This window comes from Mesocryomonas fontinalis, from assembly GCF_055730125.2.
Genome location: NZ_JBUZWG020000004.1, coordinates 300286 through 314738, shown reverse-complemented (window position 1 = coordinate 314738; position 14453 = coordinate 300286). Strand labels below are relative to the sequence as shown.

The following is a 14453-nucleotide window of genomic DNA, read 5'->3' as shown; positions in this document are numbered from 1 at the left end:
GAAAAGGCTCCTTCTCGGGGTAGACGATCGGCGGGGCGCCGCTTGGCTATTTCGGGAAGACGACCGATGCGCTGACGTCGCGCCAGGCGTCGATGTCGCTCTTCAGCGATGCCATCTTGCGCTCCATGACGGCGACCGCATCCTCACCGAGCGCGAGGTGCAGCGGCGGCTTCTCGGATGCGACGAGCTTGAGGATCGCCTCGGCGCCGCGCTGGGGATCGTTCGGCTGCTGGCCGGCAACCTGGTCCATGAAGCCCCGGAACTTGCCGACCGGGTTGTCCTCGTAAGCCGCGATTTTCTGGCCGGCGTGCTTCAGCGAGGACGAGGCGAAGTTGGTGCGGAAAATGCCGAGCGTCAGGATCGTCACCTTGATGCCGAACGGCGCGATCTCCTGCGCGAGAGCTTCGTTCATGATGTCGACGGCGGCCTTCGCTGCGGAATAGACCCCGAGCCCGGCGAATCCCGTGAAACCGCCGACCGCGGAAGCCGCAATGATGTGTCCGGAGCCGGCAGCCCGCATGATCGGCAGAGCGGCGCGCAGCACGTTGAGCTGGCCGAAGAAGTTGGTATCGAACACCGCCTTCGCCTCGGCCTCGCTGGTCTCCTCGACCGCGCCCAGCATTCCCCAGCCGGCATTGTTGACGAGGACGTCGATCCGACCCCCGAACAGGTCGCCCGCCTGTGCGAGGCCGGCCTCCACCGAGGCGACGTCTGTGACGTCGAGGACGACGGCGGACGATCGGCCCGGCACGACGGCCTCGAACTCGGCCTTGTTGGCGGCGTTGCGAACCGTGCCGACGACACGGTCGCCTTGCGCCAAAGCGGCCTCGGCGAGGGTGCGGCCGAGGCCGGAGGATACGCCGGTGATCAGCCAGTTCTTCGATGATGTCTGCGACATGGAAACGTCCTTCTGGGGAAGTCTGAGACGGAGGAAATTCGAGCTAGGCAAGGATCCGCGCGGCGATCCGTTCGGCGACCATGATGGTGGTGACGTTGGTCGGGACCGATGGGATGTCTGGCAGGATGGAGGCGTCGACGACCCGAAGGCCCTCGAACCCGCGCACGCGTCCCCAGGCGTCGACGACGGCGGTGTCATCCGTGTCCGCCCCCATCGGGACCGTCGATGTCGGATGCTGGTAGGCCGCGATATTGGCGACGATGTTGGCGCGCAGGTCGACTTCGCTCTGCACCTCTTTCCCCGGCGCCATCTCGTGATCGACGGCGTCGACGAAAGGTGCCGTCCGTCCGATCTCCCGGGAAAGCTTCACCGCCTCCACCATCCGGTCGAGATCGCTGGGGTCGTCGAAGAAGTTGTAGTGGATCCGCGGGGCGACGCGGGGATCGCGTGACACCAGGCGGAAGGATCCGACCGACCTCGGCAGCGTCACCGCAGCGGCAAGAACGATCGCTCCGCCGGTGGGGCTCGCCTTCGGATCGATGAAGTGGGTCGCGGACACCTGGAGGTCGAGTTCGTCGCCGGCCGCCGCCGACGAGCCCGTCCAGACAAGGGCACCGGCCGCAGGGGTCATGGCTCTTGCTGAGGCCTTCAGAGCGTAGACATTGTAGAAGAAGGGATGGTCCTGAAGACGCGCGCCGACCGGCAGGTCCGCCAGCACGGGGATCCCAAGATCGCGCAGATCGCCGGCGGGACCGACGCCCGAGCGGAGGAGAATGGCCGGACTGCCGAACGTCCCGCCCGACAGGAAGATCTCGCCGCCGCTGAGGACCTCTCCCGACACCAGCCGAACGCCCGTGGCGCGATGGCCGCTGAAGACGAGTTGGTCGACTTCGCACGCGCTGCGGATCGTCAGGTTCGGACGCGCCCGCATGGCGACCGTGCCGTTGACCGCGGAGCTGCCGCCGACCACCCGGCCGCGCGGCAGGGGAATGTCATGGCCGAGCTTTGCCATGTCGTCGCTGTGGTAGTGCCAGTCGAAATCCGGCGTGCCGACGGTGCCCGCATTGGTCAGGCTTGCCGGATACCCCGTCGGCGCAAAGTTAGGGCCCGCTTCCAGCAACAGCACGGTGCGCATCGGGTCGGCGCTGAGGCGGGTGGCGAGCACGGCTCCGGCGGATCCCGCTCCCACGATGATGACGTCGGCCGGTCGCGCGGCAGCTTGGGCGCGCCCAAAGCCGATCAGCACGGCAGCCGTTGCCTTGCCTCCCTCAGCCATGAAACTTCTCCTCGTGATTGCCATCGCGTCAAACCGTCCGTGGGCGGAGCCAACCGGCGCATGCAGGGCAAGTCGGCTCCCGGTGCTCTGGAAGTAGCGAGTGCCCGGCTGACCGAACAGCAGGCCAGACCCGGAAGCTAAGTCCGACAGGATGGACGACCTCGGGCATCGCTCACCGGGCTCGCCCCGGAGAAACGGCGGTCGATCTACGCGCGAGTTTCAGCTCGTCAGCGGGCCGGCGCTCATCTTGACCAGAAGGGCCGTGGCTGGAGCGGCCCCGGCGGCGCTTTGCCGATGAAGGCCACGACGAGAAGGCCGGCAACCGCAGCCCAGAAGGCAAGCCTGAAAGCATCCGCATGGGCCAGCACGGTCGCCTCGCGGTGCACAATGTCAGCGATCGCGTTGATGCCGGCGGCCGAGCGGGCGATCGGATCGTCCAGGTTGAGGCGGGACGGCAGCCTCCACGGGCCCGCCGCAGCCGCATCGTCGTTCGGCATGCGCTGGATGATCGATGTCAGGTGGAGTTGCCCCTGAATGCTGAGGAGGGCAGCGAGGAGGGCGAGGCCAAGCTCGTTGCCGACCAGCCTCACGACCTGGATATAGGCGGAGAACGCGACGGACCGGGCCGGATTGAGGTTGGCGATGCCGATCACGATGAGCGGCAGGAGGCTGAAGGCAAAGCCGACCGATTGGAGCAGTGCCAACGGGACGAAATCGCCGGTCGACCAGTCCGATGTGACGCGCGACCCCAGGAGAGCTGCAATGGCAAAGGCGCTCAGTCCGATCGTCAAGGCAATGCGCGGATCCAGCCGACGCAGCAGGAAAACGCAGAGCGGCGTCAGCGCGATCGACGGTAGCGCCGCGAAGGACAGGAGCAGGGGGCCGATCTGTCCTGGCCGGAGCCCGGCAACGGTCGACAGGAAGCTCGGGATCAGCAAGGTGTTCGACAGGCTCGTCAGCGTGAACATCAGGACGACGACGATACTGAGACCGACGTTGCGCGATGCCAGCACGCCGATCCGCGCCCATGGTTCTTCGACCACGGCCTCGTTGACGAGAAAAGCGAGGATCAAGACGGCTCCGCCCGCCAGCAGCGGCACGACGATGCCGGACGATGTCCAGCCGAGGCGGTTGCCCTGATCGAGCGCCGCAAAGAGCATCGCCATTCCCGATCCGAGCAGCAGCATGCCGCTCCAGTCGGCGGAGCGCAGGCGCGTCCTGTCGACAGCTTCCCTTCGCGTGCCGAGGAGTATCAAGAGCCCCATCAGGGGGGCGATGATGGCGTCCTGCCAGTAAATCCATTGCCAGCCCGCCGACCCGACGTACCAGCCGGCCAGGGCGAAGCCGGCATTGAGGCTGAAGACGGTCCGAAACGCATAGAGCCCGATCGCCGGGAGCCACCAGGCGGGCGGCAGGTTCTTCAGGATCACCATGATGGTCGCGGGCACGAACAGCCCGAGGAGAAGTCCGTGCAGGACATGGAGGACGAGGAGGATCTCGTAGCTCCGGACCAGCGGGATCAGGATCGACAGGAGCGTGTAGAGGAGGATCGGCATCGCCAGCACCCGGCGGACGCCGAAGGCCGTGGCAAGCCAGGCGACGGCGGGGGCGACGAAGATCTGCGGCGCCGTCGCGGCCGTGTTCAGCCAGGCGCCTTCGTCGACGCCAAGGGAGAAGGCCGTGCGAAGATCTGCAAGCCCGATGCCGAACAAGCGGCCGTGAAGCGCCACCATGAAGGATCCGAGCAACACTGCGCCGACGGCACATGCCGGACAAAGCGTTCGGCGAGCTGCAGCGCTCGGCGCGGTGGTGCGCGCGGCCAACCTCACCGGTTCGCTGCGCTATGCCCGTGCTTCGGCGACGCTTCGCCGGACGGCGACAGTTTTGCCGAAGCGGTGCACATGGACAGCCTGACGCTGGAGGGGGCGGATAGGCGTTGCATCCTCTCTAGGCGCACGGCCGACTGTCCGAGGTTTGGACGGGACGGGCATGTCGACGCTTCGGCGGTGGAGACGGATGTGGGTCAGGCCGACAGGCGGGGTTTGACCTCGCGCCCGAGCAGTTCGATCGACCGCAACATCGCCGGTTGATCGCTGGCCGCCGAGCTCATCTGGAACGTCAGCCGATCGATGCCACCGAGTTCATCGGACGTCTGGAGGATCTTCGCCGCGACCGCATCGGGATCACCGACGAGGAACGCCCCGCCGGGACGGACCATGCGGTCGAACTGCGGACGTGTCGACGGCGGCCAGCCTCGCTCGAGACCGATCTTGGTGAACATCGCCTGCCATCCCGGGAAGAACCGTTCCTCCGCCTCGCGCTGGGACTCTGCGACGAAGCCGAGGGCGTGAACGCCGACGCGCAGTGCTTCCGCGGCGTGCCCGGCCTTTGCTCCGGCTTCCCGGTAGAGATCGACCAGCGGTCGAAACCGCCTGAACTCTCCGCCGATGATCGCCACCATCAGCGGCAGTCCAAGCCGCCCCGCCCGCGCAAAGGACTGTGGCGTGCCACCGACCCCGAGCCATATCGGCATCTTCGGTTGAGCCGGCCGCGGATAGACGCCTTGGCCATCCAGCGGAGCCCGGAAACGGCCGGCCCATATCAGTTTCGTCTCGTCGCGAAGGGCGAGCAGCAGGCCGAGTTTCTCTTCGGAGAGCGCGTCATAGTCGCTGAGGTCGAGGCCGAACAGGGGATAGGCTTCGATCGACGAACCCCGGCCCACGACGATCTCGGCCCGTCCGCGCGAGATCAGGTCGAGGGTCGCGAATTCCTGGAAGACCCGGACGGGATCGGCGGCGCCGAGCACCGTCACCGCGCTCGTCAGGCGGATCGACTGGGTGCGCGCGGCGGCTGCGGCGAGGATAACGGCCGGGGCACTGTCGAGATAGTCGCTGCGGTGGTGCTCGCCGATGCCGAACACGTCGAGCCCAGCCCTGTCGGCCGTCTCGATCTCGTCGAGCAGGAAACCCATACGGTCCATGTCGCTGACGCCGGCGACGGTCGCGGCAAAACTGTCGATTCCGATTTCCAAGATGCCGTCCTCCTCATATGCAGTTCGACTGCATCGATGCAGAGACCTTACGGGACGAAGCTTGGGACCAGAAGGACGAAGGCCGGGAAGGTGCGTCCAACGCCTCGGACGATGCCGACCTGACTGGCAACCGCGATGGGCATCAAGCGGCAACTTCCTGTGGCTGCGGTCGTGCCACGCCGGAACCCGAGGCAAGCGCCAGTCCATCCTCGCGAAACGCCAGGAGCAAGCGCCTGATCGCCTCGCGTTGCACGAGAGAAGGGTTGCCGGGCCGGGCGGTGAACTTGAAGCGCACGATCAAGGCCGTTTCCGTGACGTCCTGGATGCCTTGCATCTTCAGCGGCTGAAGAATCTGCGCGGCCAGTTCGGGATCTTCCATGATCTCGAGACCGACGCGTTTCACGGACTTGCGGAGCTTCTCGACATCGACGCCGAGGTCGAACTTCAGCTCGAATTTCACGACGGACCAATCCCGGCTGTAGTTCGTGATCGACTGGATCTGGCCAAAAGGCAGGGTGTGGAACTGGCCGTTCTGGTGGCGCAGCCGCACCGAGCGAAGCGAGATGTGCTCGACGGTCCCTTTCAACCTGCCGGTGTCGATGTACTCGCCGACGCGAAAGGCGTCCTCGGCGATGAAGAAGATGCCGGACACGATGTCCTTCACCAGTGCTTGCGAGCCGAAGGAGATGGCGAGGCCAAAGACCCCGAAGCCGGCGAGGAGCGGCGAGATGTCGAGTCCCAGAGCTGAAAGCACCAGGAGGGCGGTGACGGCGATCACCAGCCCGAGCGCGACGTCCCGGATCAGTGGCAGCACGGTCGACAGGCGGGTCGCGGGGAGGGCTTGGGCTTCCTCGTCCCCGGACCCGGGGGCCGTAGCCCCGCCGCTTGGCAGATGGATCCGGAAGAAAGCCGAGGCGAAGGTCCAGAGCGACCAGCCCGCTACCACGCCGAGCCCGAGGCGCAGGGCGTCGTCCAGGCGGACGGACAGCCCGTCGGCCTCGGTGCCGACGAGTGCATTGCTCCAGAGCCGTGCGACGATAGACAGACCGCCAAGCCAGATCAGGCCCGTGACCAACGTTCGGCCGGCAACGAAGGCTGCCGCGACGACAGGGCGCCCGTCCGCTTCGTGGCGGTGCAGGTAGGATGCGGACAGGGCGTGGAACCCCATGGCCATGAGCGGAACCAGGAACGCGAGCACCTGCGTCGACCGGGCGGTGGCATTCCAGCCGGCGACAGGTGACCCTGCAATGGCAAGGCATCCCAGAAACCAGAGGACGAGGGCGAGCGCGATCAGGAACCACGGATAGGCATGGGCCGCGCCCCATCTGACCGAGCTCGGTGACGGGCCCGCAAACGCGTTCGCGATATCGTGCCGCCCGACCCCGAACCAGATCAACTTCAGGGCGAGCACAAACGACGCTCCGAGGAAAGACACGCCGCGGATGGCTTCGTCGCTCGCTCCCGCGCGCTGAAACAGCCCGGCGATTGCGAGGATGATGGCGCCGGCGGCGCCGTAGGCGACCAGCATTCCGAAGTGCCAGCCGGGTCTCCCGACCTTCAGCAGCCGACGCTCGCTGCGGCGCGGGGATAGGAGCCAGTCGCCGACGACGAGATGAACACCGATGACGGCGATGATGCGCAGGAGCGCGGCGGACGCCTCCTCGGCGGGGGCGCTGAGCGACAGCAGCCCGCGATGCGCGCCGAAGGCAAGAAGGACGAAGACGCCGAGCGCGGCCAGATGCGCCAGGGCCGACCGCGAGGCAGAGCGGGTCCGCGTGCGAAGGTCGACGCCATGTCCGAACGCCCCCGCCGCAGGCAGCAATCGCCGCACCATCAGCGCAAGGCAGGCTGCTATCAGTGTCGCGCCGATGATCGTTCCAGCCGACCCGCCCGTTCCGTTATCTCCCGGTGCGATCCAGTCGAGCGTCATCCGTGCGGCTGCGGGGATCGCGGAGATTCCGGAAAGGCCGAGGGCGACCCCATCGGAAATGCTCCGGGATAGATCCGTTCGAGTTTCCTCCGTCGGTCTGGTCGGCGGGGTTTCTGTCGGAATGCTGGTGGCGGGCGTGGCAGCAACGCCGCCCCAGCGAACCGTCACCGGACGTCCGCCTGCGGACGCAGCCCGTATCGCGGCTTCCACGGAGGCCGCGTCCTGCCCGGGCATCAACTCCAGGACGAGCGGTGGCAACGCTGTCCCCGTCACCTCAGCACTTGCCGTGGTCACGGCGCCGACGACGCAGATGACCGCCAGGATACGGACGGCGGCAAGTGCTCCGGTCCTCAGAATGTCTCCTAAAACTGCCACGCCGTCGCCTTCCTGATCGAGCCGATATGCCATTTGCAGATGATCTGGCGGGCGGCGTCGCGCTGACCGTAACGTGTCTCAGCGGCGGTGCCGGCGTCTCGACTGTGCTCGAAGCGACCGGCACGTGTCCTGCGCACCCCTACGACCGGTCAATTGTCGGCGACGGTAAGCTGGACGGCCGGCGGGTGATAGTCCGGGAGTTTGGACGCACCGTTCCGTCCCCTGGACGAAGCCGCCTTCGTCCGATCAGATCGCTTTGGCCGCTGTCGCCGACAACTCCTCCAGGTCCAGATCCCTCTCCAGATCATGCAGCGTCTCGTCGCTGATCTGGTTGGCGCGGTGCAGGCGGACGAGTTCGGCCCGGCCGGCCCTCACGGCCTCGAGGACGATGTCGTAGTGTGCCGTGATCTCACCGACGAACGTGTCTCCGTTCTTCGCATGCTGGGAGGTCTGGTCGAACCGCCGCTGGAAGCCTTCGAGCAATCGCGGGTGGGCGAGCGCTCCGTCGGCGGCATAAGCTTTTGACCGGACGGCGACGAGTTGCGCTGCCGCTACCGCGGCTTCCGCCTCGGCGAGGACCAAAGGCGGCCGCAGGTCCCGGTCGGAGAGCCTTGCCGCACGGATGACCAGCCCGAGCGTCGTCCCCTGTACCAGGACGGTGACGAGGATCGCGGCGAAGGCGGCGACGAGCATCAGGTCGCGGCCCGGCATCGTTTCCGGCACCGTCAGCGCGACGGCGAGGGTCACGACGCCCCGCATGCCGGCCCAGCTCATCACCGTCGCGGCTCTCGGGCCGAGCGGATCGTCCGTGGCGAGGCCCATCCGGTCGAGCAGGACGAGGACGGCGTCGCAGCCGAAAATCCAGATGAAGCGCGCCAGCGTCATCGCCGCGATCACCCCGACGACCGGAACGGTCATCGTCGACAGCACAGTCTCGAAGCCTCCGACACGCTCCAGGACGCCGCGCAGCGACAGTCCGATGAGGATGAAGATCATCGCCTCCAGCAGGAATACCATGACGTGCCAGAAGGCGCCGGCGCGGATGCGAACGCTCGCGGTGAACACGACATGCTGGTACCAGCCGAAGACCAGTCCGGCGGTGACGGTGGAGATGACCCCGGACACATGCACCGCTTCCCCCGCCAGATACGCGGCCCAGCCGAGGATCAGGGACGCGAGGATCATCAGGGTCTCGTCGCCGAGGCGCCGGAGAAGCAGCGTCCAGATCCCACCGACGACGGCCCCGACCACGACGCCGCCGACGGCGAGGAACCCGAACTCGAGGCCTGCATCGACGGCATCGAAGCTTCCCGTCAGGGCGGCTGCGACGGCGAAGCGGAAGAGCACCAGGCCGCTGGCGTCATTCAGGAGGCTTTCGCCCTCGAGCAGCGTGGTCAGCCGGCGAGGGAGCTTGACGCGCTGAAGGACCGCGCGTGCCGACACGGCATCCGGCGGCGAAACGATGGCGCCGAGGGCGAAGCATGCCGCCCACGGCAATTCCGGCACGAGCCAGTGAACGACGACGCCGACCACGAGGGTGGTGAAGACAACGGCGCCGACGGCCAGCGACAGGATGCCGGCACTGTGGCGGCGGAAGGCGGCGAGGGCGGTGTAGAACGCTCCGTCCATGAGGAGGGGCGGCAGGAAGAGGACCAGGACCAGTTCGGGGTCGAGTTCGATCACCGGCAGTCCGGGAAGGAAGGCGAGGGCACCGCCGCCAACGAGGAGAGCGACCGAAGGAGGAAGCTGGGCGCGAGCGGCAATCCAGTGCAGTGCAAGGATCGCGAGAAGAAGGATGAAAACCAGTTCAAATGTCTGGGCCGGGTGCATCGCTCTCTCCGCATCGGGGTCATGCAGCCCCCGGTAGCGGATATCGGCGCGGAACATAAGACCGGTTGAATGTAGCCATCTCCCGAGCGCTTCAGCGCACGTCCGCTTCCGACGTCGTCGGCAACGTTCGAGCAGGGCCGACGACGACCTTTGCGCCGTCGGCGGCAAAAAGCCGGGCTGTGGCGCGGCCAATGCCGGCACTGGCGCCTGTTATCAGCGCGCCCCTGTCTTCCAATCGGTCCGTGGCAGTTCTCCTTGGCCGCAAGCCATCGGCTGTGGGCCCGACGGGTTCAGTTTTTCCTGTCGAGGAAAGCGCGCACCATCGCGACGGTATCGGTCGGATTCTCTTCCATGATCCAATGGCCGGATCGGGGAACGATGGCCTCCTCGACGTCCTCCGCGGCATAGCGCATCACGGTCGCCATCATCGGCCCGAAAGACTTCTCGCCGCCGACCGCCAGCACGGGCATGGTCAACTTGCCCTCGGCCATGAAAGCCTTGTTGTCGGCTGCGTCCCGGTCGAAGGCGGCGAACTGCAAAAACCCGGAGTGCATGGCGCCCGGGAGTGCGTATAGCTTTGCATAATGCGCGCGCGCCGCCTCGGTGAACGACGCCGGATCGGCCGAGAAATCGTTCCAGAAGCGATCGAGGTAGATCCGCTCACGTCCCGCGACCAGTCGTTCCATGTCCGGTCCGCCGAAACGGAAATGCCAGAGGATCGGGTTCTTCAGCACTTCTTCCCAGGGACCAACACCCGGCAGTGGCGCGTCGATCAGCACGAACCGGGTGACCCGCTTCGGGAACTCTGCGGCGAAGGCGTATCCGACCATGTTGCCGATATCGTGGGTGACGAGCTCAACCGTGTCGATCTTCAGCGCGTCGAGCACGCCGGCTACGTCATGCCCTTGCGTCTTCTTGTCGAAACCATCCTTCGGCTTTCCCGAAAGGCCGAGGCCTCGCAGATCAGGGACGACGACGGTATGGTCGCGCATCAGATCGACCGCCAACGGGACCCACATGTCACCTGTCTCGCCATAGCCGTGCAGGAGCACCACCGCCGGCCCGCTTCCGCCGACGCGAACGTGGATGGTGCTACCGTTGGTGTCGATATCGCTGATCTTGAACTCGGCTGGGAACGTCAGCGCTCCGGCAAGCGCGGGAAGGGTCATGAGGAGTGTTCCGACGGCGCTCGTGAGGATGCGGTGCATGGCCGTGTTCCCTGTGAGATGAGGTTCCGGCGCGATCGCGTCGTCCGGTGCCACAGGTATGGCTCTTCCTTGCAGTTCGGATAAGACTGCAAATCTTGGAACTGCAATCCGGAATAGGCGAACAATGATGAAGCTGGATGGCATCAGCACGTTCGTCGCCGTTGCGGAATGCGGCTCCCTCACCGAAGCAGCTCGGCGACTGCGCTTGTCAAAGTCGGTGGTCAGCGAACGGCTCGTCGAGCTCGAGCGAAGCCTCGGCGCCATGCTGGTGCACCGAACGACCCGCAAGCTCTCGATCACCGAGGACGGCGCGGCCTTTCTCGAACGCGCGGTCGCCATCCTGCGCGACGTCGAGGCTGCCCAAGCGGACATTGCGGAGCGGCGGGGGACGCTGGCGGGACCTTTGCGGATCTCGGCCCCAGTGACGTTCGGTAGGATGCATCTCGGGCCGGCGATCACTCCCTTCCTGGCGGCCAATCCGCTGATCGAGATGACGCTTGAACTTGACGATCGGCGAGTGGACGCGGCAGCGGACGGATACGATGCGGTCGTGCGGCATGCGCCGATCGAGGACACCCGGCTGACGGCTCGGCGGTTGGCGCCAAGCCGCCGGGTCCTGGTTGCCGCGCCCAGCTATGTTGCCAGACATGGTGTTCCAACTTCGCTGGCGGACCTCGCTGACCATCGCGGCATCTTCTACCAGATCCGCGGGGTCGCCGACTGGCGCTTCGCGGGCGAGACGGAGGGTGCGGAAGCCCGTGTCGTCAGGGCGAAGGCCGTGCTGCACACCAACAACGGCGACGTCATGCGCGATGCGGTGACGGCCGGGCTCGGCGTGGCACTCCTTCCGACATTCATCGTCGGCGATGCCCTTCGCCGTGGCGAGCTTCACGTGATCGATGTCGGAGCCAGGCCACCGGAGGAGTTCATCTACGTGGCACATCCGGAGGGTCGCCGCTCTTCCGCCAAGCTGAAGGCCTTGGTCGAGCATCTGGGAACGGCCTTCGGCGATCCTCCGTATTGGGACGTGGACCTGTAGCGACCCGGAGAATGTCCGGACAAGCAGCTCTTCGAAGGGCGGACTGGATCGGCCGAGGCTGTATGAAGCGACCAGTCTGCGTGGCTCGCCACCTCTGATCGCGTGCAGGTCATTTGCCGTCGCGGCCGCTCAAGAAGTGGCTTCCTGGATTATGATGACGGCGTCGTCGCCATCCGGGACCGGAGGCAAGCGCTCACCTCGGATCGTGGCCGGGGGAGGCCCCGACCTTCAGTCCGGATGCAGGGCGAGGTCGAAGGCAAAAGCGGGGCCGCAGGATCGTGTCGATCCGGCGGCCACCGCTTCGTCTGGTCACCCGTCAGGACATGTCAGCCTCAGACGAGGCCCTGGTTCTTGGCTTCGTCCTTCGCCTCGTTCGTCGCGGAGCGGACCACTGAGGACAGCTTATCCGCAACGGTCTCTCCGCCATCCGAATTCGGCTTCAGGCCCACGTCCTCAGCTTCGGCACTGGCAGCGTCGAAGACTTTGCTCGCAACGATCTCGGCCTTCTGCAAGACGTCGCGGCCCTTGTCGAGCACCTCATCGCGAACCGTATCCCGGGTCTCGCCGAGCAGCCCATCCTCGACATTCGTTGACGGCAGGGCCGCCCCGATGGCAGCGCCGATGGCGACAGCCAGGGCTCCGAGCACGAGGGGCTCGTTCTGCAACGTGTCGAGGAAGGTGCGCCTGGCCCTCTGCTGAACGTCAGAGACGCGCTCGCCGAGGTGCGAGGCTTCCCGGAAGATCGCATCGCCTGCGCGGTGAACGGCGTCGCCGGCTTCGTGACCGAGGCTGCGAGCACGCTGCGCGGCTGCCTCCGCCGCGGACGTGACCGTCTCAGCCACGTCGGACGCGGCACCCGAGGCTGCCCCCGTTGCCGACGACACTGCAGAGGCGACACCGTGGCCAGCGTCGCGAAGACGGTCTTCGGAATACCCGTCCGCATACGGGCGTGACAGGTCGCTTCCGCTGCGGGCCGTGTAGCCGTCGCGGCCCCGCAACCTCTCGTACCGATCGTCATCCCGGCCCGGGCGATACCGAGCTTCCGACGGTTTGTCGCGCACGCCTTGCCCGAGGAGAAGCCATGCGGCGCCGGCGCCGATCAGTCCGAGGGCAAGCGGGTTGTCCCGGACCTGCCGGTTCAGGTTCTGTACCATCTCGGCGCCTTGCCCATTCCGGACATAGGCGGCGACCTCGTCGACGATCTGGCCCGGCGAGAAGCGATCCTTCAGCGCGTCGAGGGTCGAGTCGAGCGAGGAGCGATGGCGCTCGGCTTCGCGTTCGAGACGTTCGGCTTCGGTGCTCATCGTACCTGCTCCTTCACGAGGTTTCCGTCTTTCTGCAACTGTTCGATCGCCCGGTCGGGAACGAGGCTGACAGTCGCCAAAGCCGTCTTGCCGCGATTGATCAGAACCATCCCGGCAAGGCCGAACACGACAGCGACCACAAGCGCCGCCCAGCCGGGTCCGACGAGATGCGCCAGCGCGATCACGAGCGCCTGCGCCAGGACGACGAGGGCGACGATCAGGCAGATCGCGCCGGCCGCAAGCGAACCGCCACCGAGCTGAACCTGCGTGAACTTGTCGGAGATCTCAGCCCGGATCAGCTTGCCCTCGGTGCGCAAGAGCTCGTTTGCCTCTCGCACGACATCGCCGATCAGATCGGGGACCGAGCGGGGATCCTTGCTCTCGATGCTCATCGCACACCCCCTTCGTGATCGACGCCATCGTCGCGCAATCCGGTGTCGCGCAAGCCCGACGAATAGGAGGGGCCCGTCGAATAGGCCGGGTCGCGCGGATCTGTAGAACCTGGCCGCTCTCCAGCAGCATCCGAGACGCCGGATCCTGGACGCGCGCCGCGGTGACGCTCGGCATCGGAGTGGTCGCCGGACGCCTTGGCGAAGCGACCGATCGCCACGCCTGCCAGCACGGCGCCGATCAGAAAGGCCGCAGGCTGCTGCCGGGCGAAACCGGCGAGCGAATGCGTGATGTCGCCAAGGGACTTGCCCTTGATCGACGACGAGGCGTCCTCGAGGCCCGACGCCGCTTGCCGCACCATACTGGCGACCATGGACTGGTCTCGCGCCCCGAGTTCGTCGGAAGCCTTGCGGATGGCGGCCGTGAAATCCTCGAGGCTTGTCGCGGCGACGGTGATCCCGTCCTTGGCCTGTGCCTCGACCTTTTCCTTCAGGCTGGACGCCAGGTTCGACGCCTCGTCTCGAAACGTTCCCGCGACCTTGCGCGCTTCTTCGCGCACAGCTTCGCTCTCACGCCCGACAGCGTCGGGCGCATCCTTCATATTCGACATGCTTGCTCCAGTTGGTTTGGGACGGCTCGTGCCGTTCCCATGCGCTACGGGCGACTGCCGGCGTTAGCGGGCGGCGCTTCGCTCGGACCTTTTCCGAGCGACCTTTTCCAGATGATCGGCCTCGATCTCTCGCGAGGCGGTCGCCCAGAATTCGTACTCGCGTCCGTAAGGACGACCAGCTTCCTCCCAAAGAAAGTAAGCGCGCTCTCGAACCGCCGGCGTCAGATCCCTATGATCGGTTTGCATTTTTCTTCCATCAGGCTGCGCGCGATCGCCTCGGCGTCATCGTCGCCGATCGTTCTTCTCAAACCGGCCACTTAAACCGGGACGAAGATGTAGTACCCGGTTTCCCGGAGCACCGCGGCGTAGGTCGACCTGTCCGTCTCCAGCAGCTGGTCGGCAATGTCAGGGACTTTGCCGACGAACTTCCAGCCTTCGCCTTTCAGGAAAGACGGCAAGGCGCCACCATCGGGCACAGCGCACACGGGCACGAGATCGCCGTCCTTGCGAAACAGATTAAGCATCTCGTTGCCCATGGCAGCCTCTTGGATGACGTCGGATC

13 protein-coding genes and 1 pseudogene are annotated in these 14453 nt (G+C 66.3%); 1 reads left to right on the top strand and 13 read right to left on the bottom strand.

Going from position 1 to position 14453, the window contains the following annotated elements:
• Positions 1 to 46: 46 nt before the first annotated feature.
• The 8 genes and pseudogenes from ACZL02_RS12380 to ACZL02_RS12345 form a co-directional block, all read right to left on the bottom strand.
• Positions 47 to 898, bottom strand: a complete 852-nt coding sequence (locus tag ACZL02_RS12380; protein WP_472939901.1) for an oxidoreductase — start codon at positions 896 to 898, stop codon at positions 47 to 49.
• Positions 899 to 941: 43 nt separating this feature from the next.
• Positions 942 to 2174, bottom strand: coding sequence for a GMC family oxidoreductase (locus ACZL02_RS12375; RefSeq protein ID WP_472939900.1), 1233 nt, complete (start codon positions 2172 to 2174; stop codon positions 942 to 944).
• Between the two features lie 242 nt (positions 2175 to 2416).
• Complete coding sequence (locus ACZL02_RS12370) at positions 2417 to 4003, bottom strand: MFS transporter (protein ID WP_472939899.1); 1587 nt, start codon at positions 4001 to 4003, stop codon at positions 2417 to 2419.
• A gap of 194 nt (positions 4004 to 4197) precedes the next feature.
• Positions 4198 to 5205 carry an Atu2307/SP_0267 family LLM class monooxygenase gene (locus tag ACZL02_RS12365; protein ID WP_472939898.1) on the bottom strand — a complete coding sequence of 336 codons (1008 nt, stop codon included), beginning with the start codon at positions 5203 to 5205 and terminating at the stop codon, positions 4198 to 4200.
• A 142-nt stretch (positions 5206 to 5347) separates the two neighbouring features.
• On the bottom strand, positions 5348 to 6733 hold the full coding sequence (locus ACZL02_RS12360; protein WP_472939897.1) for a mechanosensitive ion channel family protein: 1386 nt from the start codon (positions 6731 to 6733) through the stop codon (positions 5348 to 5350).
• 1023 nt (positions 6734 to 7756) lie between these two features.
• Complete coding sequence (locus tag ACZL02_RS12355) at positions 7757 to 9340, bottom strand: Na+/H+ antiporter (RefSeq protein WP_472939896.1); 1584 nt, start codon at positions 9338 to 9340, stop codon at positions 7757 to 7759.
• Between the two features lie 127 nt (positions 9341 to 9467).
• Positions 9468 to 9575: pseudogene (locus ACZL02_RS12350) on the bottom strand (SDR family NAD(P)-dependent oxidoreductase); the annotation flags it as partial.
• 55 nt (positions 9576 to 9630) lie between these two features.
• On the bottom strand, positions 9631 to 10509 hold the full coding sequence (locus tag ACZL02_RS12345; protein WP_496258428.1) for an alpha/beta fold hydrolase: 879 nt from the start codon (positions 10507 to 10509) through the stop codon (positions 9631 to 9633).
• Positions 10510 to 10672: 163 nt separating this feature from the next.
• On the opposite strand from ACZL02_RS12345, the gene ACZL02_RS12340 reads away from it, so the two are divergent.
• Positions 10673 to 11587, top strand: a complete 915-nt coding sequence (locus ACZL02_RS12340; RefSeq protein WP_472939894.1) for a LysR family transcriptional regulator — start codon at positions 10673 to 10675, stop codon at positions 11585 to 11587.
• A gap of 332 nt (positions 11588 to 11919) precedes the next feature.
• Here the strand turns inward: ACZL02_RS12340 and ACZL02_RS12335 are convergent, their stop codons facing one another.
• From ACZL02_RS12335 to ACZL02_RS12315, 5 genes are all read right to left on the bottom strand, one after another.
• Positions 11920 to 12891 carry a DUF3618 domain-containing protein gene (locus ACZL02_RS12335; RefSeq protein WP_472939893.1) on the bottom strand — a complete coding sequence of 324 codons (972 nt, stop codon included), beginning with the start codon at positions 12889 to 12891 and terminating at the stop codon, positions 11920 to 11922.
• Positions 12888 to 13283, bottom strand: a complete 396-nt coding sequence (locus tag ACZL02_RS12330; RefSeq protein ID WP_472939892.1) for a phage holin family protein — start codon at positions 13281 to 13283, stop codon at positions 12888 to 12890. Before ACZL02_RS12330 ends, ACZL02_RS12335 begins: the two co-directional genes overlap by 4 nt.
• Entirely contained in the window at positions 13280 to 13891 is a 612-nt protein-coding gene (locus tag ACZL02_RS12325; protein ID WP_472939891.1) for a hypothetical protein, read from the bottom strand. Before ACZL02_RS12325 ends, ACZL02_RS12330 begins: the two co-directional genes overlap by 4 nt.
• Before the next feature lie 63 nt (positions 13892 to 13954).
• The gene (locus ACZL02_RS12320; RefSeq protein WP_472939890.1) at positions 13955 to 14137 is read right to left on the bottom strand and encodes a DUF2934 domain-containing protein; all 183 of its coding nucleotides are present in this window, start codon (positions 14135 to 14137) and stop codon (positions 13955 to 13957) included.
• A gap of 71 nt (positions 14138 to 14208) precedes the next feature.
• Complete coding sequence (locus ACZL02_RS12315) at positions 14209 to 14427, bottom strand: hypothetical protein (RefSeq protein ID WP_472939889.1); 219 nt, start codon at positions 14425 to 14427, stop codon at positions 14209 to 14211.
• Positions 14428 to 14453 lie beyond the last annotated feature (26 nt).